The sequence below is a fragment of the Herbaspirillum sp. VT-16-41 genome, assembly GCF_001994935.1.
Classification (GTDB): Bacteria; Pseudomonadota; Gammaproteobacteria; order Burkholderiales; family Burkholderiaceae_D; genus Herbaspirillum; species Herbaspirillum frisingense.
Window position 1 is genome coordinate 1 of sequence record NZ_MUXB01000022.1, and the last position, 24,818, is coordinate 24,818.

A 24,818-nucleotide genomic window follows, 5' to 3' on the forward strand; every position below is an offset into this window, starting at 1 on the left:
GTCCCGCGACCCCGTCTGGCCTTGCAAGGCCAGACCTTCTCGTCCCTCTCGCAAAGCGCGCAGGCGCTTTGCTCGTGGTCCCCAAAACGCAAAAGGCCGATTGATTTTCATCAATCGACCTTTTATGTTTTGGTGCCCACGGAGGGACTCGAACCCCCACACCTCGCGGCACATGGACCTGAACCATGCGCGTCTACCAATTCCGCCACGTGGGCCTTCTGGCATCAGCGGTAAGCTGCTGTGCTTGAAAGAGGCTGCATATTAAGGCCTATCAGGAAGGTGGTCAACACTTAATTGAAAAATCTTTTATTATTTTTCGCCTGCCTGTCTCCACCTGCAACAGGTCCCGAAAAACTAACAAAAACGGCGACCCTCGGGCCGCCGCTTTGAAGTGCCGTATCAGAGGCCGATGAAGCTCATCCGCCCAGGTAGGCTTCCACCACCTTGGGATTGCCCAGCAGGTTGGCGCCGCTGTCCTGCAGCACGATCTTGCCGGTCTCCAGCACATATCCGCGCTGCGCGATGCGCAGTGCCTGGCGCACGTTCTGCTCCACCAGCAGGACCGTCATGCCGGTCTTGTTGATCTCCTGCACGATGCGGAAGATTTCCTGGATGATCAGCGGTGCCAGGCCCATCGAGGGTTCGTCCAGCAGCAACACCTTGGGTTTGGCCATCAGGGCGCGGCCGATCGCCAGCATCTGCTGCTCGCCGCCGGAGAGATTGCCGGCCAGGCCGGCGGCACGGTTTTTCAGCACCGGGAAGAGCGAGTACACCCACTCCAGGTCACGGGCCACGCCCTCCTTGTCGCGACGGGTATAGGCGCCCAGGGCCAGGTTCTCTTCGACGGTCAGCGTGGTCAGGGTGGCACGGCCCTCAGCCACCTGCACCACGCCGGATTCGACGATGCGGTGCGGCGACATCTGCAGCAGGTCCTGGCCATTGAGGAGCACGCGGCCGCGCTGCGCCTTCACCAGACCCGAGATGGCCAGCAGCGAGGTGCTCTTGCCGGCGCCATTGGCACCGACCAGGGCAGTGATCTCGCCTTCGTTCAGCGACAGGCTGATGCCCTTGACGGCTTCGATGTGGCCATAGGCCACGGCCAGGTCTTCCACCTGGAGGATGGGTTGCTTGTTACCGCTGGCGCTCATGCTTCTTCCTTGCCGAGATAGGCCTCGATCACTTCCTGGTTGTTCTTGATCTGGTCCGGGGTGCCTTCGGCGATGATCTTGCCGAAGTTGAGCACGGCAATGCGTTCGCACAGGCCCATGACGAAGCGCATGTCGTGCTCGATCATGAAGATGGTGAAACCGCGTTGCTTGATGTTGACGATCTCGCTCATCAACTCGGTCTTCTCGGCCGGATTCATGCCGGCCACCGGTTCGTCCAGCAGCAACAGCTTGGGCTTGGTGGCCAGCGCCCGGGCGAACTCCAGCTTGCGCTGCTCGCCATAGGACAGACTATCGGCCAGCATGTGCGCCTTGTGGTCCAGGCGCACCCAGGACAGCAGTTCCAGCGCACGTTCACGGGCTTCCTTCTCTGCTTTGCGGAAACCGCCCAGGTTGAACAGCATGCTGGCCACGCCATAGTTCAGGTGCTCGTGCATGCCGACCACGACGTTTTCCAGCAGCGTCATTTCCTTGAACACGCGGATGTTCTGGAAGGTGCGGGCGATGCCGCGTTCGGTGATCTTGTGCGGGGCGACGGCACCGATGTCGTCGTCGTTGAAGCGGATGCTGCCCGATGAAGCGCGCAACAGGCCCGTGATGAGGTTGAAGACGGTGGTCTTGCCGGCGCCGTTGGGGCCGATCAGACCGAAGATCTCGCCTTCCTTGACGTTGAAGTTCACGCCCTGCAGCACCTGCAGGCCACCGAAGTTCTTGCTGATGTCGTTCAGTTGTAAAAGCATTACTTCACCTTCTTCTCAGCGTTGCGACCCAGGAAGGCGCGGATGCGGCGCGGGTCCCAGATGCCCTTGGGCAGGTACAGCACCACCAGGATCAGGATCAGGCCGTTGATGGCCAGGCGGAAATCCTTGAAGTGACGCAGCACTTCCGGCAGCAGCGACAGGATGGTCGAGCCGATCATCGGGCCGATCAGGTTGCTGGTGCCACCGAAGACGGCCATGGTCAGGATGTCCACCGCATTCTCGAAGCCGTAGTTGTTGGGGCCGATGGTGAAGGTGTAGTGGGCGTTCAGGCCACCGGCGACGCCGGCGATGGCGGCACCAATGACGAAGGCCAAGAGCTTGTAGCCGGCCACGTTCACGCCCATCAGGCGGGCCGCCACTTCATCTTCCTTGATGGCCTCGAAGGCACGCCCGGTCTTGGAGCGGCGCAGGCGCGCCAGCGCGTAGATGGTCACGCCCAGGATCAGCACGATATGCCACCACTCGGTGATGGGCGGCACACCGTTCAAGCCCATGGGGCCGCCGGTGATGTCCAGGTTCAGCACGATCACGCGTACCACCTCGCCAAAGCCCAGTGTGGCCATGGCCAGATAGACGCCGGACAGGCGCAGCGTGGGGATGCCGATCACCAGCGCCACCAGCGAGGGCAGCACGCTGCCTGCGGCCAGGGCGATGGGGAAGGGCAGGTCGAACTGCATCGTCAACAGCGACGCGGTGTAGGCGCCGATGCCCATGAAGGCGGCATTGGCCAGCGACAGCAGGCCGCAGGACAGGGTGACGTAGATCGAGAGTGCCAGCATGGCATTGACGCCGATGCTGAAAATGACGGTGTTGTAGGTGGCCCAGAAGCCATCCCACCATTCCATGAAGCCCATCTTATGCCTTCCTTTCCAGCACTTTGCCAAACATGCCGGAGGGTTTTACCAGCAGGATCAGGAACAGGAGGCCGAAGGCCACCGCGTCGCGGAAGTCGCTTGAGATGTAGGCGACCGTCAGCACCTCGGCAAAGCCCAGGAACAGGCCGCCGATCATGGCGCCGCGGATATCGCCCATGCCGCCCAGGATGATGACGGCGATGCCCTTGTGCAGCATCGGCTGGCCCATGAAGGGGGAGATGGCGTTGAAGGACACGCCCACCAGCACGCCGGCAGCACCGCCCAGGGCGGCGGCGGCAAACGAGGTCAGCAGGAACAGGCCTTCGACGTTGATGCCCAGCAGGTAGGCTGCCTTGGGCGACTCGGCGATGGCGCGCAGCGCCCGGCCCAGTTGCGTCTTGCGCATCACGCCCAGCAGCACCACCATCAGCACGAAGGCGATGACGATGATGGCCACTTGCACGGCGGTGATGTGCAGGTTGCCCAGGCTGACGCTCTCTTCAGGGATGGTGCCCTGGGGGAAGCGCTTGTTCTCGGCGCCGAACAGGCCCTGCGAGATGTTGGTGATCATGATGGCCACGCCGATGGTGGCGATCATGGGGATCAGGTGAGGCGCATTGCGCTTGCGCAAGGGCTTCAGGACCAGCACGTCGATGATGAGGCCCAGCAGGCCCGTGGCCACCATGGCCAGCAGCAGGGCCACCCACAGGGGCAGTGCCATCTGTTCGACCAGCAGCAGGGCGGCATAGCTGCCCAGCATGAAGATCGCGCCGTGCGAAAGATTGATCACGCCCAAAACGCCAAAGACCAGCGTGAAGCCGAGCGCGAAGAGCGCATACACGCTGCCCAGCGAAAGGGCATTGATGAGCTGTTGTTCTAACATTGGAACCTGCGATAGGTGATGGGGCGCGGCGCTCGCTGCCTGCACTGCATGCATGGCGCGGACGAAGTCCCTCGTTACGTCGTATTGCCGGAATCAGCGGCCTGTCATCCCGACTGGCTGCCTGTGGTTCCCCGTTCCGGCCTGGCAGTGTCTTGCGCATCCCGCGCCAGGATCGCCGCAGGGGCAAGGCAATGCCCCTGCGGCGGAACTGCGGGAGAGTATCGTTGCGGCTGCCGGCGTACCGGCAGCCTTGCCTGCAGGCGTCGTGTGCTTACTTCAACAGCACGAACTTGCCGCCCTTGGCGATGTTGACGATGGCTTCCTGGTCAGCATCGAAGCCGACCTGCTTGCCGGCCACGGCCGGGGCTGCGCGGAAGGCGAACTTGCCGGTGGCGCCATCGATCTTCACGGCCGGCAGCGCGGCGCGCAGGGCGTCACGATCCTTGGCCAGGTTGCCCGACAGCTTCACGTTCTTCAGGGCATCGGCCACGATGTACATGGCGTCATAGGCTTGCGCGGCGAACTGGTCAGGATCGGAACCGAACTTGGCCTTGTAGGCTGCGATGAAGGCCTTGTTGGCCGGAGTCTGGTTCTCGGCCGACCACGGGCTACCCATCAGGGTGTTGTCGCCGGCATCCTTGGCGATCTCGAACAGCTTCGGCGAGTTCAGGCCATTGCCGCCGATGAAGGGCTGCTTCATGCCCAGGGCGCGGGTCTGCAGGATGATGTTGGCTGCTTCTTCGGCCAGGCAGGAGCAGACGATGGCGTCCGGGTTGCCGGCCTTGATCTTGGTCAGCTGGGCCTTGAAGTCGACGTCACCCTTGGCATAGGCCTCGGTGGTGGTGACGGGGATCTTCTGCTGTTCCAGGGTGGCCTTGAAGACGTCGTAGCCGGACTTGGTGAAGGCGTCGTCGTTACCGTAGATCACGGCGACCTTCTTGATGCCGAAGTGCTTCACGGCGGCCTTCACGGTCACGGGCAGCACGTCGGCTTCCATGACGGAGTTGCGGAAGGTGAAGGGGCCCATGGCCGTGATGCCGTCAGCGGTGTTGCTGGTACCGAAGACCACCACCTTGGAGGCGTTGGCGATCGGGTCGGCAGCGAAGGCCGAGTTGGACAGGGTGGGGCCGAACACCGCCAGCACCTTGTCCTGGAAGATCAGTTTCTTGAAGACGTTGATGGCTTCTTCCTTCTTGCCTTGTTCGTCTTCGATCACCAGGGCCAGCTTGTCGCCATTGACGCCGCCCTTGGCGTTGATTTCTTCGGAAGCCAGGGTGAAGCCGTTCTTGATGGCCACGCCGTACTTGGCGGCCGGGCCGGTCAGGGCTTCAGCGACGCCCAGCTTGATGTCGGCGGCCAGTGCGGCCGAGGACAGGGTGGCACCGATCAGCAGGGCCGGAATGGTCTTGAGCATGGTATTGAATTGCATCGAGTTCTCTCCTCAGTTAGATATTGTAGAAACCGTCCCCGTCAGGCAGCGCAGACCAGCGCCACGTCACAAGGCGATTCCTTCATCGAGGATGATGCAAAAGACGCCCGGGATGGCCGGGACTTGTGCTCCATCCTCTGAAGACCGTTTTGCGGCCTCTTTCGATACAGCCGGCACAGCATACCCGAAAAAGCAGGCTGCGCCAGCAATTACAACCCGCCGCCACGCACCCGGGTAGGGTGCGCCGCAGTGGCATGCGAAACCGTCCGGCCAGCGGACGGGGTGGTGCTGTTGCCTGGTGCCGTGGCGAAATCCATCTATTTCCGTTCGGACTGAGTAGGCCCGTCAGGGCCGTATCGAAGGCGCAGCAATGGCGCGCCTTCGATACGCGGCTATGCCGCTACTCAGTCCGAACGGGTATTGAAAGAAAACGGGTTCGCCACCTGTGTTTAGTTCAGTTCCTTGCGGATATGGGCGATGGCCGCGCGCACCTGGTTGGGTGCGGTGCCGCCGATATGGTCGCGTGCGGCCACCGAGCCCTCCAGCGTGAGGACCGCGAAGACGTCTTCGCCGATCAGCTCCGAGAAGGCGCGCAGTTCGTCCAGCGACAGGTCGGCCAGGTCGCAACCCTTGTCCACGCAGGTACGCACGGCGTGGGCGACGGCTTCGTGGGCGTCGCGGAAGGGCAGGCCCTTCTTGACCAGGTAGTCGGCCAGGTCGGTGGCGGTGGCGTAGCCCTGCAGGGCGGCGGCGCGCATGGCATCGGGCTTGACGCTGATGCCGCGGGCCATGTCGGCGAAGATGCGCAGGGTGTCGGTGAGCGTGTCGACGGTGTCGAACAGCGGTTCCTTGTCTTCCTGGTTGTCCTTGTTGTAGGCCAGGGGCTGGCCCTTCATCAGGGTCAGCAGGGCGATCAGGTGGCCGTTGACGCGACCGGTCTTGCCGCGTGCCAGTTCGGGAACGTCCGGGTTCTTCTTCTGCGGCATGATCGAGGAGCCGGTGCAGAAGCGGTCGGCGATGTCGATGAAGCCCACGCGCGGGCTCATCCAGATCACCAGCTCTTCGGACATGCGCGAGATGTGGGTCATCACCAGCGCGGCGGCGGCGCAGAATTCGATGGCGAAGTCACGGTCCGAGACGGCATCCAGCGAGTTGCGGCAGACGTCGTCGAAGCCCAGGGTCTTGGCCACGCGCAGGCGGTCGATCGGGAAGGTGGTGCCGGCCAGGGCGGCGGCGCCCAGCGGCAGGCGGTTGATGCGCTTGCGGGCGTCCAGCATGCGTTCGGCGTCGCGGCCGAACATCTCGACATAGGCCAGCACGTGGTGACCGAAGGTGATCGGTTGCGCGACCTGCATGTGGGTGAAGCCCGGCAGGATCACGTCGGCGTGTTGCTCGGCCAGGTCCAGCAGGGCCAGGCGCAGTTCGCGCAGCAGGCCCACGATGTCGTCCACGGCGCCGCGCATGTAGAGGCGGATGTCGGTGGCGACCTGGTCATTGCGCGAGCGGCCGGTATGCAGGCGCTTGCCGGCATCGCCGACCAGCTCGGTCAGGCGCTTTTCGATGTTCAGGTGGACGTCTTCCAGGTCGAGCAGCCATTCGAACTTGCCGGCGTCGATCTCGCCCTTGATCTGGGCCATGCCGCGCTGGATTTCGGCGTGGTCGGCCGCGCTGATGATGCCCTGGTGGGCCAGCATCTCGGCGTGCGCCAGCGAGCCCTGGATATCGACTTGGGCCAGGCGGTTGTCGAAGAACACCGATGCGGTATAGCGCTTGACGAGATCGGAGACGGGTTCAGAAAAGCGAGCCGACCAGGCTTCGCCCTTTTTAGCAAATTGGTCTGTCATATTGGGAATTCCGGAGAATGGGCGATTATAGCAAGCACAACTGCGCCAGGCCACGCCAATGCAGCCGGAAATGCTGCGGGGCGCGGATTTTTCGCATTTGCCAGCGGTCAGCCTGCACGCTTTTTTCGTCCCTTCTCGCCCGATGGTGTTGGAGAGCTTCCGTTGGCCTCGATGAAATGTGATTATTTCCACATGGCATCATTTTTGCTTGTTGTTTTTGCGCAAGTCTTCCTGCAGCGCAAAAAACCCTTGTACTGATGACAAAAGCTAAGGCTATACTCGATTGGCGATGACTGATCCGGGGAGCGGGAATCCCGGTGAGGAAAGGGCTACCTCTTCCGGCCGGGCCGGCATGAACCGATGCAAAATCGGGACGACGGCGGGCCGCAGTTGCCACGGGGGTGGTCCTGTTAGCGCTCATGAGCAAGATGTTTGGGGGTCGTCTTACAGGAGAGAAGCATGAATCTGGAAGCACTGTTTCAGCAGCAAACTGCATTGCCGAGCATTCCCAAGGTAGTGCAGGAAGTCATCGAAAGTTTCAACAACGAGTCAGTCTCGATCGAAGAGATCGCCAAGAAACTGGCCGCCGACCAAGTCCTCAGCGCCAAGATCCTGCGCCTGGCCAATTCCTCCTATTACCACGTCTCGCGCACCATCGGCACGGTGGAGGACGCGGTCCTGATGCTGGGCTTCATGACCGTGCGTACGCTGGTGGTCAGCACCGGCATGGCGGGCAGCTTCAAGAAGCTGCCGGGCGTGGACCTGAAGCTGTTCTGGCGTTACAGCCTGGATACGGCCGTGGTGTCCAAGTGGCTGGCCAAGCAGGCCAAGCTCAATTCCGATTTCGCCTTCACCGTGGGTCTGATGCATGCCATCGGCCAGCTGGTGATGCATGCGGCCATGCCGGAACAGGCGTTGCAGGTGGACAAGGTGGCCGGTCCCCTGGACGCCCGTCGCCTGGATGTGGAACGCAAGTCCTTCGGTTACGACTTTGCCGACGTGGGCGCCGAACTGGCCCGCCGCTGGCGCTTCCCGGACGAGTTCAGCCAGGTCATCAAGGCCTTCCCGCAGCCGCTGGAAGGCAAGTTCGATCCCTTCGCGGCCATCGTGCACCTGGCCACCTGGCGTGCCCGGGCCGAAGAAAACAAATACTCCGCCGATGAAATGGAATCGACCTTCCCCAGCGAGGTGGCCGCCAAGCTGGGCCTGACGCTGGCGACCTTCACCGAAGAGATGCCGCCGCTGCCGGAACTGAGCGAGGGCATGCAGGAACTGGTGGCCTGATCGCTTTTTGCCTGCCTTTTGCCTGCTTCTGGCAGGCCACAAATGACAAATGCCGGCACCCGCAAGGGGCCGGCATTTTGTCTTGGTGCTTCCGCAGTACGGTCAGTGTGGCCGCTGCGCTCAGTAATTCAGCTTGGCGTCCAGGAAGTTGAGCATGGAGCGGTAGGCCTGGCTGCGCGCGTCCGGGTTGCCGCCGCTGGTGACGCCTTCGCCCCGCTTGCCCACGCCGGCCACGTCCATGCGCACATGCACCGGCAGGCCGGGCGCGTCGAAGTCGTGGTAGGTGTCGGGGTAGAGGCGCAGGGCGATTTCAGTATCGCTGCCCTGCATTTTCTGTTCGATCGCTTCGCAGGCCTGGGGTGGGGTCCAATCGTCGTTCTCGCCCATCAGGATCAAGAGCGGCGCGGCCGGCTTGAAGGCTTCGCCGGTCTTGGCATAGGGGCGGCAGTCGGGATAGAAGGCCACGGCCGCGCGCGGCTGGATCTTGCGCACGGCCACATCGGTTTCCGCCAGGTTGATCGAGGCCAGCAGGGTCGAGGCGCCGTGCGACCAGCCCAGCAGGGCGACGCGCTTGACGTCCACATCCGGCTGGGAGGTGACCCAGTGCATGGCCGCCTGCACATCGAAGCGCCGGTTCATGGCACTGATCTCGCGCTGGGCCACGGTGTCCTGGCAGGTGGAACGGCGGCCACGCGGGGTAAAGCTGTCGGGGAACAGGACGTTGTAGCCGGCGTCGGTCAGTACCCGCGCCATGGCCAGGTGGCGTGGCGTGAATTCGCCCTTGCCATCACGCACCATGCTGTAGAGGCCGCCGCAACCATGCAGGGCGATCACGGTGGGATAAGGTCCCTTGCTGTTGAGCGACTTGCGCGCCTTGATCCACACGCCATAGAGCGCGGTCGCCTTGCCACCCTTGCTGTCCACGCTGGTCAGCGAGACGCGGCGGGCTTCCAGTGGCGGCGGCGGTGCGGAATTGGGCGCAGCCTGCACGCGTGCGCCGATCAAGGCCAGCGTTGCTGCAATGCAGAACGCAGCTACCGGTTTTCCCCAGTGTTGCATAGTGTGTGATTCCCCGTATCGATGCCGCACCGTCTTTTTCCAGGCCCGCCCCATGGCCCGGGAAAATGGTCTCTGAAGCAAGATCCTTCAGGGTTTGCGACGGTGACGTGTTCTAAATTCGTTCAGCCTTTATTTTACAAAAGTGAAGAGCTCGTCGGCGTGGCAAATCGGTTTTTTGCGCTGCAAAAACCTGATCCTGCACAAACCTCGGGCGTGGCTGTCCATCCTTCGCAACAGCTTGCCGTCTTGCCAAATGACACTTCATCCATCTGTTATCGGCATGTAAAGCCTGAACTTGAGACGGGGCGTCTCCCGGCGATGATCGCTCTTCTCATGGCAGGGCGAAAAAAAAGCTGCCCGGTCATCCCGGGCAGCTTGCGGTGAAACATCTGATGCAGCGACGCTCAACCGGTATTGCGCAAGCCGGCGGCCACCCCGTTGATGGTGAGGTGAATGCCGCGCTGCACGCGTTCTTCCGGCGTGCGCTTGGCCGCCGCGGTGGCGCGGTGGCGCTTGATCAGTTCGACCTGCAGGTGGTTCAGCGGGTCGAGGTAGGCGAAGCGGTTCTTGATCGAGCGTGCCAGCAGCGGGTTGGCGGCCAGCCGTTCCTTGCTGCCGGTGATGGTGGAGAGTACGGCGCTGGTGCGTTCATGTTCGTCGGTGATACGGCCGAAGATGGTGTTGCGCAGCTTGCGGTCGGCCACCAGCCCGGCGTAGCGCGAGGCCACGGCGAGGTCGGTCTTGGACAACACCATGTCCATGTTCGACAGCAGGGCGGCGAAGAATGGCCATTCCTTGCACATGGCGCGCAGGGTCGCCAGGCGCCTGGACGTCTCCTTGGCGTGGCCGGCCTCGCCCAGCCAGCCCGAGACCGCGCTGCCAAAGCCATACCAGCCCGGCAGCAGCAGGCGGCACTGGCCCCACGAGAAGCCCCAGGGAATGGCGCGCAGGTCTTCGATGCGCTGGCTGGCCTTGCGTGACGCCGGGCGCGAACCGATGTTCAGTTGCGCGATTTCGGCGATCGGCGTGGCGGCAAAGAAGTAGTCGGTGAAGCCCGGGGTTTCATAGACCAGGTTGCGGTAGGCCTGATAGGCGCGTTCCGACAATTCCTCCATCACCCGCTCGAACTCGGCCAGCTTCCTTGCTTCTTTGCTGTCGGTGTTGGTCGGCATCAGGCTGGCCTCCAGGGTAGCGGCAACCAGCAGTTCCAGGTTGCGGCGACCGATCTCCGGGTTGGAGAACTTGGAGGCGATGATCTCGCCCTGTTCGGTCAGGCGGATCTGGCCGTTCACGGTACCCGGCGGCTGCGCCAGGATGGCCTGATAGCTGGGGCCGCCGCCACGGCCGACGGTGCCGCCGCGACCATGGAACAGGCGCAGCTTGACGCCGGCCTCGTTGAACAGCTCCACCAGCTGGTTCTCGGCCTTGTAGAGCTCCCAGTTGGAGGTCAGGAAACCACCGTCCTTGTTGGAGTCCGAGTAGCCCAGCATCACTTCCTGCAGCTTGCCGTGCTTGGCGATGAGGCCCTTGACCTGGGGTTGGGTCAGCCAGCCGCGCATGATCTCGGCGGCGCAGCGCAGGTCGGGGATGGTCTCGAACAGCGGGATCACCATCAGCTCCAGCGCCTGCAGCTGGTTGCCTTCGATATGCAGCAGGCCGGTCTCCTTCTGCAGCAGCAGCACTTCCAGCAGGTCCGACAGGGTTTCGGTATGCGAAATGATGTAGTTGCGGATGGCGCGCTCGCCATAGCGGCGGCGGATCTCGCGGGCCGCGCGCAGGATGGTCAGTTCGGAGTCGGTCTCGTCGGCATACTGCACGTAGGGCGAGTACAGCAGTCGTGGTCGCGACAGTTCACCCAGCAGCAGCGCGATCTTGCGCTCTTCGCTCAGGGCCGCGTAATCGGCCTCGACCTGGGCCTTGGCGAACAGGTCGGCCAGCACGCGTTCGTGCACGTCCGAGCTCTGGCGCATGTCCAGCGTGGCCAGGTGGAAGCCGAAGATTTCCACGGCGCGCTTGAGGCCGGCCAGACGCGGCTTGACCAGTGCGGCGCCGTGATGGGCCTGCAGCGACGTCACCAGCACGTCCAGTTCGGCCACGCAGTCGGCCGGGTTGGCGTAGGGGGAGGCACTGCCGATTTCCTGGCGCAGGATGTTGACCACGCCCAGCGAGCGGGCGGTGGCGGCTAGGCGCGCATAGATGCCGATCAGGGCGCGCCGGTAGGGCTCGTCGGCGCGATGTTCGGAGTGATCCGGCGAGGTATCTGCCAGGGCCAGCAGTTCCGGGCTGGCATCGACCATCAGGGTCGAGATGGACAGCTCGGCACCCAGCGTATGCACTTCATCGAGGTAGTAATCGAAGATGGTGGTGGACTGGCGCTTGAGGGCATGCTGCATGGTGGCAGCATTGACGTTGGGATTGCCGTCGCGGTCGCCACCGATCCAGCTGCCCATCTGCAGGTAGGGCGGCAGCTCGGCCACGCGCGCCTTGGCACGCGAGGGGAACTGGCTGTCGATCTCGGCTTCGATGTCGTCATACAGCGCCGGCAGCTCGCGCAGGAAGGTGATGCGGTAGTAGGAGAGGGCGTTCTCGATCTCGTCGGCCACCGTCAGCTTGGTGTAGCGCAGCATGCGGGTCTGCCACAGGGTGGCGATGCGCGCGCGCAGCAGTTCGGTGTTGTGGCGCAGTTCGCGGGGCGTCAGCGGCAGGTCGCGCTCGGCCACCAGGCGGGCGATTTCGCGCTCGGCGTCGAGGATGGACTTGCGTTGCACTTCGGTCGGGTGGGCGGTCAGCACCGGCGACACCAGCGCTTCCTTGAGGAAGCTGCGCACCTGGGCGCCTGAAACACCGGCGTCATCCAGGCGCGACAGCGCATAGGCCACGCTGCCCGGTTGCGCTTCGGAACCGGCCAGCAGGTGGGCGCGGCGGCGCCGGTTGTGGTGCTGGTCCTCGGCGATGTTGGCCAGGTGCGAGAAGTAGGAGAAGGCGCGCACCACCGAGTTGGTCTGGTCGCGGGTCAGCTTCTTCAGGAGCTTGTCGAGCTCGGCACCGGCTTTGGCATCGGACTCGCGGCGAAAGCGCACGGCGGTCTGGCGGATGGTCTCCACCACCTCGAAGACGTCATCGCCTTCCTGTTCGCGGACCACCTCGCCCAGCAGGCGGCCCAGCAGACGGATGTCTTCCTTGAGCGGAGCATCCTTGTCGGTGCCGCGTGCGGGTTTGCTGGGTGCAATGGCAGGCTTGGCAGTCTTGGCGCCAGCCGGACGGGAGTTGGAAGAAGCGGAGCGGGCACTGCGTGTAGTTGGATTTGTAGTCGCCATGATCAACGGTTGCTGCGGTTTTCGGGGAGGAAAGTCGTGCTTGTGGATCGGATTGCCAGTGGTGTGCGTGCTAGAATTTGCCTCGTTTTTTATGGTTGCGTTTCGCTTCTGAACTGCGTTTTTGATCGTTTTACAGTCTGGATTCGCCGGTCTCCTGCTTTCCTTGTCTCCTCTGCCGCGGGTGCCACGACTGAATCGGAAAGCCCGTCTTGAAAGAATTTCCTCCTTCCAACATCGTCATCGTTTCGCGTGAAAGTCGCCTTGCCATGTGGCAGGCCGAATACGTGCGAGACCGTCTGGCGGCATTATATCCGCAGTGCAGCATCAATATCCTCGGCACCACCACGCGCGGCGACCAGATCCTGGATCGCACGCTCTCCAAGGTCGGCGGCAAGGGTCTGTTCGTCAAGGAACTGGAAGTGGCGATGGCCGAAGGCCGCGCCGACCTGGCCGTGCACTGCCTGAAGGACATGCCGATGGATCTGCCCGAAGGCTTCGAACTGGCCGCCGTGCTGGAGCGCGAAGACCCGCGCGATGCCTTCGTCTCCAACGACTACGCCTCGCTGGACGACCTGCCCGACGGCGCCGTGGTCGGCACCAGCAGCCTGCGTCGCCAGGCCATGATCGCCGCCCGTTATCCGGAACTGGTGGTCAAGCCGCTGCGCGGTAACCTCGATACTCGCCTGGGCAAGCTGGATCGCGGCGACTATGCCGCCATCATCCTGGCCGTGGCCGGCCTGAATCGCCTGGGCCTGAAGGCGCGCATCCGTGCCTTCCTGGCGCCCGAGCAGAGCCTGCCTTCGCCGGGGCAGGGGACGCTGGCCATCGAAATCCCCGAGGGCCGCGACGACATCAAGCGCCTGCTGGCGCCGCTGCATGACGAAGCCGCTGCCGTGGTCTCGGCGGCCGAACGTTCGGTCTCGCGCATCTTCGGTGCCAGCTGCCAGATTCCACTGGCGGCCTATGCCACGCTGGACGGCGACCGCCTACACCTGCGCGCGATGATCGCCACGCCCGACGGCGAACAGGCCGCTGCCGCCGAAGCCGAAGGCACGGCAGCCGCGCCGGAAGCGCTGGGCGCCCAGGTTGCCGATCTGCTCAAGGCCCGTGGCGCCGACGCCATCCTGGCCGCCTGCAAGGCCCAGGCCGATGCCGCTGCCAGCTGAGCCGGCAAGCCGCTTGCCGGTGGTGGTCACGCGACCACTGCAGCAGGCGCAGGCCTTTGCCGACGCCGTGCGGCAGCTGGGGCGGGCAGCGGTGGTGTTCCCGCTGCTGCAGATCGCGCCGGTCGAGGATGTCGGCACCCTGCGGGCCACACTGTCGCGCTTGCAGGAGTTTGCGCTGGTGGTCTTCGTCAGTCCCAATGCCATCGATGCCGCATTCGCTCACCTGGATGGCTGGCCAAGTGAACTGCCGATCGGCATCGTCGGCGAGGGCAGCCGGCTGGCCCTGTGCGCGCATGGCGTGCAGGCGTCCAATGCCACTCTCTACGGCCCGCAGCGGGCCGACAAGATGGATTCGGAAGAATTGCTCAAATCCCTCCCCTTGGAACAATTGCGCGGTCGTCGTGCTCTGATCGTGCGCGGCCAGAGCGGCCGTGATTTCCTGAGTGAAGCATTGCAACAACACGGCGTGATGGTCGAACACCTGACCGCCTATCGCCGCCTGGCCCCGGTGCTGGATGCGCAAAATCGCCCGCAGCTGCTGGATTTGCTGGACGGTGGAGCCGACTGGGTGATCACCAGTTCGGAGGCCTTGCGCAATTTGCTGGAGTTGGCAAGACTAGCCGGGGGCGAGGAACGTGTGGTAAAACTGCAACGACAGCGTATCTTCGTCTCGCACCACAGGATCGCCGAGAACGCACGGGAGCAGGGCTTCGTGCAGGTGATCCAGACCGGTTCGGGCGATGAGCGCCTGCTTGCTGCCCTTGCTGCCTCTGCTACTTGAGTGGCCGCGTAATTTGCCGCGTTACAATCCAGCCCATGAACGAACAGCAATCCACTCCCCAATTGCCGGAGCCCCAGCCGCAAGCCAGCCAGAGCGCTGGTGCGGCCGCCTCGCAGGCGTCCTATACCTTCACCACGCCGGACGGCACCGCTGTCATCCGCCGTCGCCAGCGGGCACAGACCGTCGTGCTGCTGCTGGTCATCGCCGGCCTGGGCGCACAGTGGTGGGTCTCGCATACCGAATTGCGCGACCTGCGCAGCGAAGTGGCGCAGCGCCTGCAGAGCGGCGACAACAGCAGCAATGAGCTCAAGGGCGTGTTGAAGAGCGTGCAGGAAAGCACCAAGGAACTGCAGTCCAAGGTCAGCGTGCTCGACAGCAAGCAGGCCGAATCCCAGAGCCAGCAACTGGCCCTGGAACAGATGTACCAGGACCTCAACAAGAACCGCGACGACTGGGCACTCTCCGAGATCGAAGAAGTGCTCTCCACCGCCGACCAGCAGCTGGAGCTGGCCGGCAACGTCCAGGGCGCCCTGATCGCCCTGCAGAATGCCGACAAGAGCCTGTCGCGCTCGGACAAGGCGCAGTTCATCGTCATCCGCCGCGCCATCGCGCGCGACATCGAACGTCTGAAGGCATTGCCGACGGTGGATATCGCCGGCATCGCCGTGCGCCTGGACAGCGCCATCGGCCAGATCGACAACATGCCGTTGCTGGTGGACGAGCGTCCGGTGGAATCGGCCACCGAACCCCGTCCGCAGCGCGTGAGCCCGGCGCCCGCAGCGGCCCCGGTCAGCAAGGCCAATGCCGCGCATCCCAAGACCAACACCAAGGCCGAAGCCGCACCGGCCGAAGCCTCCGCCTGGTCGCAATGGCTGGCCGGCGCCCGTGAAACCTGGCAGAGCATGAGCACCGAGATGTGGTCGGAGCTGCGCCAGCTGGTGCGCATCCGCGAAGTGCAGACGCCCGAGGCGATCCTGCTCTCGCCCGGTCAGGCCTATTTCGTGCGCGAGAACCTCAAGCTGCGCCTCTTGAATGCCCGCCTGGCGCTGCTGTCTCGCAACGAATTCGCCTTCCGCAACGATCTGGCCTCGGCCCAGGACACCATCGCCAAGTATTTCGATACCCGCGCCAAGCAGGTCCAGACCACCCAGTCGCTGTTGAAGCAGGTGCAGGGCAGCAACCTGTCCATCCAGTTGCCCACGCTGGCGGAAAGCCTCAACGCGGTGCGCAACTACAAGGCCCGTCCCTGAGCCGCTGACGCATACCTGATATGAAAATACTGCTCTGGCTCCTGACCCTCTTCGCGTCCGCCATCGGCCTGGCCGTGCTGGCACGCTTCAACCCGGGCAATGTGGTGCTGTTCTATCCGCCGTACCGCATCGACCTGTCCCTGAACTTCTTCATCTTCGCCGTGCTGGCGGTGTTCCTGGCGATCTATGTGGTCATCCGCGCCGTGCGCCTGACGCAGAAGCTGCCTGGCCGCGTGATCGCCTATCGCCGTGCCAAGCGCGAGAACGAAAGCAACAAGGCCCTGCGCGATGCGCTCAAGGCCTATTTCGAAGGTCGCTTCGGCCAGGCTGAAAAGTCGGCCACCCGTGCCTCCGACCTGGCCGACAATGCTGGCATCGCGGCCCTGATCGCCGCCCGCGCCGCGCATCGCATGCGCCAGGGCGAACGCCGCGACATCTGGCTGGCCAGCACCGAGGTCGACCCCACCCTGAAGGCGGCGCGCCTGATGACCGCGCTCGAACTGCAGGTGGATGAACACCACTTCAAGCAGGCGCTGGAAACGGTGGAAGAACTCAACGCCAACGGCACGCGCCACATCCAGGCGCTGCAGTGGGCGCTCAAGGCCAACCAGCAAGCCAAGAACTGGCCCGAGGTATTGCGCCTGCTGCAGACCCTGGACAAGCGCAATGCCCTGCATCCGGCGCTGTCCAACCGTCTGCGCGAGATGTCCTACGACGCCTTGCTGTCGGACAGGGCGCACGATGCCGAATCGATCCGCCTGCTCTGGAACGGTGTTCCCGGCACCGACAAGCTCAAGCCCTACATCGCCGTGCGCGCGGCCCAGGCCTTCTCCAGCCGTGGCCTGCATGACGAAGCGCGCAGCCTGCTGGAACGCGCCCTGGCGGCCGACTGGGATATCCGCCTCTTGCGTGCCTACCGCGAATCGACGGCCGAGGCAGGCTCGCCGGCGCTGCTGTCGCAGATCGAGCATTGCGAATCCTGGCTCTCCCGCAATCCCACCGACGCCGAACTGGCCCTGACCCTGGGCATGTTCTGCCTGCGCCAGAAGTTGTGGGGCAAGGCCCAGCGCCATCTGGAGCAAGCCCTGTCGGACGCCATCGAGCCGCGCACCGTGCGCGAATCGCATCTGGCGCTGGCGCAGCTGCATGAAGCGCTGGACCAGCCGGACCAGGCCGCCGCCCACTACAAGCAATGCGCCCTGGCCACGGCCATCCGTTGAACTTGTTGCAGGCAGGAATGACCAAGGCGGAAGCGGCGCAAGCCCTTCCGCTTTTTTTGCAGGCGGCTGTCATGTTGGCGTAAGTTGCAGCCGCCAAGATGCAGACCCAAGTCCGATTGCCGCTATAATTGCGGCTTTCCGCGATCAGGCCCGCCGTACGGCCTGCGCGAAAAAGCTTTCTGTTTTCTTTCCCTAGTGAGAATCCCATGAGCCTGAACAACGTCCCCGCCGGCCGCGACCTGCCCAATGACTTCAACGTGATCATCGAGATCCCGATGAACGCCGATCCGATCAAGTACGAAGTGGACAAGGACACCGGCGCCATCTTCGTCGACCGCTTCATGGGCACCGCCATGCACTACCCGTGCAACTACGGCTACATTCCCCAGACCCTGTCGCAGGACGGTGACCCGGTGGACGTGCTGGTGATCACCCCGTTCCCGCTGATCCCGGGCGTGGTGGTGCGTTGCCGCCCGATCGGCGTGCTCAAGATGGCCGACGAATCCGGTATCGATGCCAAGCTGCTGGCCGTGCCGGTCGACAAGATCCTGCCGATCTACACCCACTGGCAAAAGCCGGAAGACCTGAACGAACTGCGCCTGAACCAGATCAAGCACTTCTTCGAACACTACAAGGACCTGGAAAAGGGCAAGTGGGTCAAGGTCGAAGGCTGGGAAGGTCCGGACGCTGCCCGCGCCGAAATCCTGGCCGGTGTGGAAGCGTTCAAGAACGCCAAGTAATCCCGACGCCGTACCAAGAAAAATCGCCCGACAGGTTTGCGCCTGTCGGGCGATTTTTTTGATACTTCGCTTACCTATCTCCGTTCGGACTGAGTAGGCCCGGATGGGCCGTATCGAAGCCTGTCCTGAGCCTGGCGAAGGGGCGCTCCGTCAGCGCCTTGTCTGCGGCCGCTGCGTCTTCGATACGACGCTGCGCGTCTACTCAGTCCGAACGGTCTGGAGAGGGGCTCAGGCTAGTCTTAATCCAGCTTGGCGGCGTGCTCGCGGGTGGCGTGGAAGGTCACTTCCGGCCAGCGTTCCTGGGTCAGGCGCAGGTTCACGCCCGAGCTGGCCAGGTAGGCCAGGTTGCCGGCCGCATCCACAGCCAGGTTGGCACCGGCCGAGGAGCGTTCGAAATCGGCCAGCTTCTTCTTGTCCTCGCAGGTGATCCAGCGGGCGCTGCTGATGCTGGTCCCTTCGAAGACGGCATCGACGCCATATTCGTTGAGCAGACGGCTGGCCACCACTTCGAACTGCAGCACGCCCACCGCACCCAGGATCAGGTCGCTGCCGGTGACCGGCTTGAAGACCTGCACCGCGCCTTCTTCGCCCAGCTGCTGCAAGCCCTTGTGCAACTGCTTGATCTTGAGCGGATTGCGGATGCGCGCCACCCGGAAGAAGTCCGGCGCGAAGTAGGGGATGCCGGTGAACTGCAGCATCTCGCCTTCGGAGAAGCTGTCGCCGATCTGCATATTGCCGTGGTTGGGCAGGCCGATGATGTCGCCGGCATAGGCCTCTTCCACCTGCTCGCGGCTGGAGGCCATGAAGGTCACCACCGAGGACACCTTGATGTCACGGTTCAGGCGCAGGTGCTTCAACTTCATGCCGCGCTCGAAGCGGCCCGAGCACACGCGCAGGAAGGCGATGCGATCGCGGTGCGCCGGGTCCATGTTGGCCTGGATCTTGAAGACGAAGCCGGAGAAGGGCTCCTCGGTCGGCTTGACCTCGCGCACGGTGGCGTCGCGGCCGCCTGGACCGGGCGCCCAGTCCAACAGCGCGTCGAGGATCTCGCGCACGCCGAAGTTGTTGATGGCCGAACCGAAGAACACCGGCGTTTGTACACCGGCCAGGAAGTCGTCCAGATTGAAGGGGTGGGAGGCGCCATGCACCAGCTCCACCTCCATCTTCAGTTGTTCGATCTCCAGCGGGAACATCTCTGCCAGCTTGGGGTTGTCGATGCCCTTGATGATTTCCACGTTGCCGTTGGCGCGTTCTTCGCCGGCCTTGAAGAGCATGATCTCGTCGCGCAGCAGGTGATACACGCCACGGAAGTTCTTGCCCATGCCGATCGGCCAGGTCACCGGCGCGCACTGGATCTTGAGCACCGACTCCAGCTCATCGAGCAGCTCCAGCGAATCGCGGGTTTCGCGGTCCAGCTTGTTCATGAAGGTGATGATGGGCGTATTGCGCATGCGGCAGACGTTCAACAGCTTGATGGTCTGCTCTTCCACGCCCTTGGCGGCGTCGATCACCATCAGTGCCGAGTCCACGGCGGTGAGCACGCGGTAGGTATCTTCGGAGAAGTCCTGGTGGCCCGGGGTGTCAAGCAGGTTGACCACGTGGTCGCGGTATTCGAACTGCATCACCGAGCTGGCCACCGAGATGCCGCGCTGCTTTTCGATCTCCATCCAGTCCGAGGTCGCATGACGGCCGCTCTTGCGCGCCTTCACGGTACCGGCCAGCTGGATCGCACCCGAGAACAGCAGCAGCTTTTCGGTCAGCGTGGTCTTGCCGGCGTCAGGGTGGGAAATGATGCCGAAGGTACGGCGGCGCTTCACTTCGCGCGCGATCAGGTCGGACGAGACCTTGCGGCCACCGCTGGAGACGTCCGAAGCGTCGGAGGCGTCGTCGGCAGCGCTGCTGGCGACGTCGGGGAGTGCGTTGCTGGGTTCTTGCATGGCGGGTCGCCTGTTTGGAAAGCTCTGGAGAACCCGAGATTATAACTGAAGCGGCCCGCGCTCCCGCATGTTTGCCGGATGGCAAGCTCTGCCGGGGCGGGCCGTTGCGAACAGTGCTTTGTAACGTTGCTCAGGAACGTTCGTCACGGCGCTCTTCGCGCCGAGGATGCTGGTCGCGTTGCTGCTCCCTCTGCTGTTGCTGGCGTGCCTGCTGCTGAACCTGCTGGCGTTGCGCCTGTTCCTGGTGTTGGCGGGCCTGTCCCCGCGACTGTTCCATCTGGCGCTGCTGATCATGCTGCTGGTTCTGCAGCTGCTGCTGGCGCATCTGCTGTTCACGCTGTTGTTGTTGCAATTGCCGTTGCTGCATCTGTTGCTGGTGCTGCAGTTGCTGTTGCGTCTCCTGCTGGCGCATCTGCTGTTCACGCTGTTGCTGCTGCAATTGCCGTTGCTGCGTCTGTTGCTGATGTTGCAGTTGCTGCTGCGTCTCCTGCTGGCGCTGCTGCCATTGCCGCTCCTGCGCCTGTTGCTGCTGGCGTTGTTCCCGGCCTTGCTGCTCGCGCTGGTCCTGCTGCTGGCGGATCATCTGTTCGCGCTGGCGTTGCTGCTCATTGGCCTGCTGCTCCCGCTGGTGTTGCTGCTCCACCGCCTGGCGCTGACGCAACTGATCCTGCTGGGCCACACGCTGCTGGACATTGTCCGCCACCGGGAGCGGCCGCGGCTGGGCGCCCGGCATCGGGTGATCGCGCCACGATGGTGCGGCCTGGGCCTGAGCTTGCCCCGGACCGGGCGGTGGAGTCAGGGCGGGTGCCGGTTGGCGGGCGTAACGCCCACCACCGCCATAGCGCGCATCGTGATGCCAGATCACCGGCCTCTGGTTGACCGTCACGTTATTGACCACCCGGGTGTTGTTGATGTTGTTCACGTTGGTGACATTGGTGACGTTATTGATGCGGGTCTGGCTCACCATCACCTGCCGCTGCCGCCAGTCGGGACGGGCATCGCCGAACACCGCGTTCATCACGCCGATACCGGCGCCAAAGCTGATGCTGGCCGAGAAGCCCGGCGCATAGCTGGGCGGGCGGTAGCGCGGCGGCGGCGCCCACACCACGGGCGGCGCCGACGGCCACCACCAGTCGCCATACACCACCACCGGGTTGTAGTAGGGCACATAGACCACCTGCGGGTTGACCGGCACGATCTCGATCATTTCATCCTGCACCACCACGCGCTGCTGCGGGCTGGATTCCAGCGTGCCGGCAATGCGCGCACGCTCGCGCAGGTTCTGCACCGTGTCCATCACCGATGCCTGCTGGCCGAGGAAGGCCTGGCCCATCTGCTGGGTCCAGTCCAGGCGGTCATTGAGCATGGCCAATACCGAGGGGAATTGCACCAGCGCCTTCACGCTCGGGTCCCAGGGCATGGGCGCCACCGCCCGCGCCAGGCCATCGCCTTGCAGGCCGGGGCGGGCTTCCACGAAGCGCTGCGCCTGCACCACTTCCAGCGGATAGGTCGAGGCCATCAACACCTGTGCCAGCAGCGAATCGGGATACAAGGCCACCGGCGCCAGCATCTGGTCCAGTTGTTGCTGGGTGTAGACGGGCGGGGCGGCCGGTACCGCGGGGTAGGCACTTTGCGCCTGCGCGGGCAGGCCCGAGACCAGTGAAAACAGCAGGCAGGCGGCCCAGGCCAGGGATTTCTTGTTCACGTCATTCTCCTTGCCGAGTTGCGCGGGAAGGAAGGGGCTTGAAGAAGTATTCGGCTTCCAACGCATTGAAGTGAACCTATAGTCCGTCAACCGGCAAGAGGGAGGTGTAACGGAAGTGCAAGCGATGTTTCAGTCGGCGGACGTGGTCATGGATGCCGCTTGCCCGATGGAAAGCCTTGCGCAAGGCGGGGGCGGGTGTGGCATCATGAACGGCCACGGAACAAATCTCATCAATGGAATCGATCAATCGAGCAATTAATCGGGCGGCCTTTAGCCCTTGCGCAGATCAATCATTGACACGACCGGAAGAGGGGAAACGTTCCAAACTGTTTTCGCAGCACCGCATCAGGCAATCTTTTTACGACAACAAGCCATCAAGCAAGGAACGACCATGAGCCATCACCTGATCTGGCGGCGCGATGATTTCCTCATCGACACCGATCCCGACCGGCTGGACATCCCCCTCATCCACGACGTATTGACCCAATCGAGCTGGTCCCCCGGTATCGACCTGAACACCGTGCGCACCGCCATTGCCAACAGCCTGTGCTTCGGCCTCTATCGCGGCAAGGAGCAGATCGGCTTCGCCCGCGTGGTGACCGACCACGCCACCTTCGGCTACCTGTGCGACGTCTTCGTCATCAGCGACCTGCGCCGCCAGGGCCTGGGCCGCTGGATGATCGAGTCGGTGAACCAGCATCCCACCCTGCAGAAGCTGCGCCGGGTCATGCTGACCACCTCGACTGCCCCCTGGCTGTATGCCAGCTGTGGGTTCGAAGCCATCAATCGCGGCGATTTCGTCTGGCACATCTCCCGGCCGGACATCTACCGTCAGGCCAGTCCGCAGTAAATGCATCGACGGCGGAGCGCAGCGCGTCGCTCCGTCGTGGTCTTTACCTTCGCTCTCTTTTTTCTCCGCTTTCTCTACCTTCCCCGCACTGCGCTGCCGTTGGTCGAATGGCTGTCGCCGCACCCTCCGCGCCTTCCCCGTACTTTTTCCTGTATTTCCCTCTGTCGCGTTTGTCTGCGTACCAGTCCGCGTGCGCGTCGCTCGGCAAGCTGCTTCGCCGTCCAGGGCAAATGTAAAGACGCGTCGAAATGATCGAAATTTCCTGACGAAATCTGCAAGACAGCATAAAATTTGTCACAAATACGAACCATTATCATTCGTATTTATATAAATGAAACTGACAAATTTTTCTTCGATCAGGATAACTTTGATGTCACCCTCCCTCTTTGCATCTGCCGTTCCCGCATCAAACTCCCATCCCTCCCTGCGTCCTCTGTGCCGTGCCATGCTGATGGCCGGCATGGCCGGGTTCACCCTGTGTGCGCAGGCACAGCAAGCAGTCGCCGACCAGAGTGGCGCCTTGCCTGAGGTCACCGTCTCGGCCCCGCAGGTCGAGCAGCCGCCCACCGAAGGCAGCGACAGCTATACCGTCAAGCGCAGCCGCTCGGCGACCAAGTTCTCGCTCTCGCCGCGCCAGACGCCGCAGTCGGTGTCGGTGGTCACGCGTGCCAGGATGGAAGACTTCCATCTCACCAGCATCAACGATGTCTTCGCCACCACGCCCGGAGTGACGGTGGACCGCGTGGAAACCGACCGCACCTACTACACCTCACGCGGTTTCGACATCACCAACTTCATGTTCGATGGCATCGGTATCCCCATGACCTACGGCCTGATGTACGGCGATACCGAAATGGCCATGTTCGACCGCGTGGAGATTGTGCGCGGCGCCAACGGGCTCACCACCTCCACGGGCGACCCCTCGGCCACGATCAACTTCATCCGCAAGCGGCCGACCACGGATTTCCAGGCTTCGGCGGCGCTCAGCTATGGCTCGTGGAATACCCGCCGGCTGGAAGCCGACATCTCCGGTGCCGTCAACGAGGCCGGCACCGTGGCGGCGCGAGTGGTGGCAAGCCATCAGGAAGGCAATTCCTACCTCGACCGCTATCGCCCCACACGCGACCTGTTCTATGGCGTGGTGGAGGCCAACCTCAGCAGCAGCACCCTGCTGACCCTGGGCTACAGCTATCAGAAAGTGCATGGCAAGGGTGCCATGTGGGGAGCCTTGCCCCTGAGCTATACCGACGGCACGGCCACGCATTACGGCAGCAATACCAGCACATCTGCGGACTGGTCGCGCATGGATACCGAACAGCAGCGGGTCTTTGCCGAACTGAATCAGGACCTCAGCGCAGGCTGGCAGTGGAAGAGTACGGTGGGCTATAACGAGATGCGTACCGATTCCGCCCTGTTCTATGTCTATGGCACACCCGACAAGAGCACCGGCGGCGGGCTGTATGCCTATCCCAGTCTGTATGCCGGCGTGAACCGCCAGGCCTACCTGGACAGCAACCTCAGCGGCAAATACAACTTGCTGGGGCGCGAGCATGAATTCAACCTGGGCGTGAATGTCTCCAACTCCCGCGTGGTCGATGTCAGCAACTACGGCCGCGGCATCGGCACCGAGCTGTTCGGGCAGCAGGCCTTCGACGGCAGCTTTGCGCTGCCGGTCTTCGATGCCGGGACCGATGGCAGTCGCTACACCGACCGTCGCAAGAGCGTCTATGGGGCCACCCGCCTGAACCTGTCGGACCGGGCGAAACTGATGCTGGGGGCCAACTACACCCAGGCCGACGCGTCCGGCTATGCCTATGGCGAACCGCATGCGCTGGCGCAGTCGGCGCTGTCGCCCTATGTCGGCCTGACGGTGGACCTGGATGAGCATTTCTCGGTGTACGGCAACTACACCAAGATCTTCAATCCCCAGACCAGAACCGATGCTGCCGGCGCCGTGCTAGCCGCCGCCCGCGGTCGTTCGTATGAACTGGGCGTGAAGGGGGAGTTTGCCGACGGCAAGCTCAATACCTCGCTGGCCGTGTTCCAGGTCGACCAGAGCAATGTGGCCGAACAGGCCGGTACCATCGGCGCCCGCGCCTATTACCGTGGCATCAATGCGCGCTCCGAAGGGATCGAATATGAGGTGTCGGGTGAGCTCACCCGCGACTGGCAGGTCGGTGCCGGCGTGGTCTGGCAACGCATCACCGGTGACGAGGGCAAGCAGGTACGCCTGTACGTCCCGCGCCGCCAGCTGCGCCTGTCGACCACCTATCGCCTGCCGCAGCTGGAAAAGGCCAAGATCGGCGCCAGCCTGAACTACCAGAGCAAGAGCAGCTACGACAGCAGCAATACCGCTTACCAGGGCGGTTATTCGGTGTTGAACCTGATGGCCAGCTATGACATCAGCAAGAACCTGACCCTGTCGGCCAGCCTGAACAACGTGCTCAACAAGCAGTACCTGACCACCGTCTACTGGAGCCAGTCCTACTATGCGGCACCGATCAACGGCACGGTGAGCCTGCGCTGGAAGTATTGAGCGGCGCGCAGCCTTGCTGTTACCGGCCCGGATGCC

18 protein-coding genes and 1 tRNA gene are annotated in these 24,818 nt (G+C 63.4%); 8 read left to right on the forward strand and 11 right to left on the reverse strand.

Annotated elements, in window-relative coordinates:
* Positions 1 to 130: 130 nt before the first annotated feature.
* From BTM36_RS02740 to argH, 7 genes are all read right to left on the reverse strand, one after another.
* A tRNA-Leu gene (locus BTM36_RS02740) sits at positions 131 to 215 on the reverse strand.
* 201 nt (positions 216 to 416) lie between these two features.
* The gene (locus BTM36_RS02745; RefSeq protein WP_077235137.1) at positions 417 to 1,148 is read right to left on the reverse strand and encodes an ABC transporter ATP-binding protein; all 732 of its coding nucleotides are present in this window, start codon (positions 1,146 to 1,148) and stop codon (positions 417 to 419) included.
* A complete protein-coding gene (locus BTM36_RS02750) occupies positions 1,145 to 1,906 on the reverse strand; it encodes an ABC transporter ATP-binding protein (RefSeq protein ID WP_006463333.1) in 762 nt (253 codons plus the stop codon). Before BTM36_RS02750 ends, BTM36_RS02745 begins: the two co-directional genes overlap by 4 nt.
* Positions 1,906 to 2,781, reverse strand: a complete 876-nt coding sequence (locus tag BTM36_RS02755) for a branched-chain amino acid ABC transporter permease (protein ID WP_077235138.1) — start codon at positions 2,779 to 2,781, stop codon at positions 1,906 to 1,908. The genes BTM36_RS02750 and BTM36_RS02755 overlap by 1 nt, the downstream gene beginning before the upstream one ends.
* 1 nt (position 2,782) lies before the next feature.
* Complete coding sequence (locus BTM36_RS02760) at positions 2,783 to 3,664, reverse strand: branched-chain amino acid ABC transporter permease (protein ID WP_013234894.1); 882 nt, start codon at positions 3,662 to 3,664, stop codon at positions 2,783 to 2,785.
* Between the two features lie 271 nt (positions 3,665 to 3,935).
* Positions 3,936 to 5,093, reverse strand: a complete 1,158-nt coding sequence (locus BTM36_RS02765) for an ABC transporter substrate-binding protein (protein WP_006463336.1) — start codon at positions 5,091 to 5,093, stop codon at positions 3,936 to 3,938.
* A 449-nt stretch (positions 5,094 to 5,542) separates the two neighbouring features.
* On the reverse strand, positions 5,543 to 6,937 hold the full coding sequence (argH, locus tag BTM36_RS02770; protein WP_006463337.1) for an argininosuccinate lyase: 1,395 nt from the start codon (positions 6,935 to 6,937) through the stop codon (positions 5,543 to 5,545).
* Positions 6,938 to 7,396: 459 nt separating this feature from the next.
* Between argH and BTM36_RS02775 the strand changes: the two genes are divergently transcribed.
* Positions 7,397 to 8,221: an HDOD domain-containing protein gene (locus tag BTM36_RS02775; RefSeq protein WP_077235139.1), complete on the forward strand. Its 825-nt coding sequence runs from the start codon at positions 7,397 to 7,399 to the stop codon at positions 8,219 to 8,221.
* A 120-nt stretch (positions 8,222 to 8,341) separates the two neighbouring features.
* Here BTM36_RS02775 and BTM36_RS02780 read toward each other — a convergent pair whose 3' ends face one another.
* Positions 8,342 to 9,280 (reverse strand): dienelactone hydrolase family protein, encoded by a 939-nt coding sequence (locus tag BTM36_RS02780; RefSeq protein ID WP_077235140.1) that lies wholly within the window; start codon positions 9,278 to 9,280, stop codon positions 8,342 to 8,344.
* A 404-nt stretch (positions 9,281 to 9,684) separates the two neighbouring features.
* The gene (ppc, locus tag BTM36_RS02785; protein WP_077235141.1) at positions 9,685 to 12,597 is read right to left on the reverse strand and encodes a phosphoenolpyruvate carboxylase; all 2,913 of its coding nucleotides are present in this window, start codon (positions 12,595 to 12,597) and stop codon (positions 9,685 to 9,687) included.
* Between the two features lie 209 nt (positions 12,598 to 12,806).
* On the opposite strand from ppc, the gene hemC reads away from it, so the two are divergent.
* The 5 genes from hemC (at position 12,807) to ppa (ending at position 17,754) form a co-directional block, all read left to right on the forward strand.
* Entirely contained in the window at positions 12,807 to 13,763 is a 957-nt protein-coding gene (gene hemC, locus BTM36_RS02790; RefSeq protein ID WP_006463341.1) for a hydroxymethylbilane synthase, read from the forward strand.
* Complete coding sequence (locus tag BTM36_RS02795) at positions 13,747 to 14,544, forward strand: uroporphyrinogen-III synthase (protein ID WP_077235142.1); 798 nt, start codon at positions 13,747 to 13,749, stop codon at positions 14,542 to 14,544. Before hemC ends, BTM36_RS02795 begins: the two co-directional genes overlap by 17 nt.
* Before the next feature lie 35 nt (positions 14,545 to 14,579).
* Complete coding sequence (locus BTM36_RS02800; protein WP_039875273.1) at positions 14,580 to 15,794, forward strand: uroporphyrinogen-III C-methyltransferase; 1,215 nt, start codon at positions 14,580 to 14,582, stop codon at positions 15,792 to 15,794.
* A 20-nt stretch (positions 15,795 to 15,814) separates the two neighbouring features.
* Positions 15,815 to 17,014, forward strand: a complete 1,200-nt coding sequence (locus BTM36_RS02805; protein WP_006463344.1) for a heme biosynthesis protein HemY — start codon at positions 15,815 to 15,817, stop codon at positions 17,012 to 17,014.
* 206 nt (positions 17,015 to 17,220) lie between these two features.
* Positions 17,221 to 17,754, forward strand: coding sequence for an inorganic diphosphatase (gene ppa / locus BTM36_RS02810; protein WP_006463345.1), 534 nt, complete (start codon positions 17,221 to 17,223; stop codon positions 17,752 to 17,754).
* Positions 17,755 to 17,993: 239 nt separating this feature from the next.
* Here ppa and BTM36_RS02815 read toward each other — a convergent pair whose 3' ends face one another.
* Together BTM36_RS02815 and BTM36_RS02820 are read right to left on the reverse strand one after the other, a co-directional pair.
* Positions 17,994 to 19,691 carry a peptide chain release factor 3 gene (locus BTM36_RS02815; RefSeq protein ID WP_006463347.1) on the reverse strand — a complete coding sequence of 566 codons (1,698 nt, stop codon included), beginning with the start codon at positions 19,689 to 19,691 and terminating at the stop codon, positions 17,994 to 17,996.
* A gap of 130 nt (positions 19,692 to 19,821) precedes the next feature.
* A complete protein-coding gene (locus BTM36_RS02820; protein ID WP_077235143.1) occupies positions 19,822 to 21,396 on the reverse strand; it encodes a DUF3300 domain-containing protein in 1,575 nt (524 codons plus the stop codon).
* A 391-nt stretch (positions 21,397 to 21,787) separates the two neighbouring features.
* Between BTM36_RS02820 and BTM36_RS02825 the strand changes: the two genes are divergently transcribed.
* Together BTM36_RS02825 and BTM36_RS02830 are read left to right on the forward strand one after the other, a co-directional pair.
* Entirely contained in the window at positions 21,788 to 22,246 is a 459-nt protein-coding gene (locus BTM36_RS02825) for a GNAT family N-acetyltransferase (protein ID WP_006463349.1), read from the forward strand.
* 370 nt (positions 22,247 to 22,616) lie between these two features.
* Entirely contained in the window at positions 22,617 to 24,782 is a 2,166-nt protein-coding gene (locus BTM36_RS02830) for a TonB-dependent siderophore receptor (RefSeq protein WP_254426898.1), read from the forward strand.
* Positions 24,783 to 24,818 lie beyond the last annotated feature (36 nt).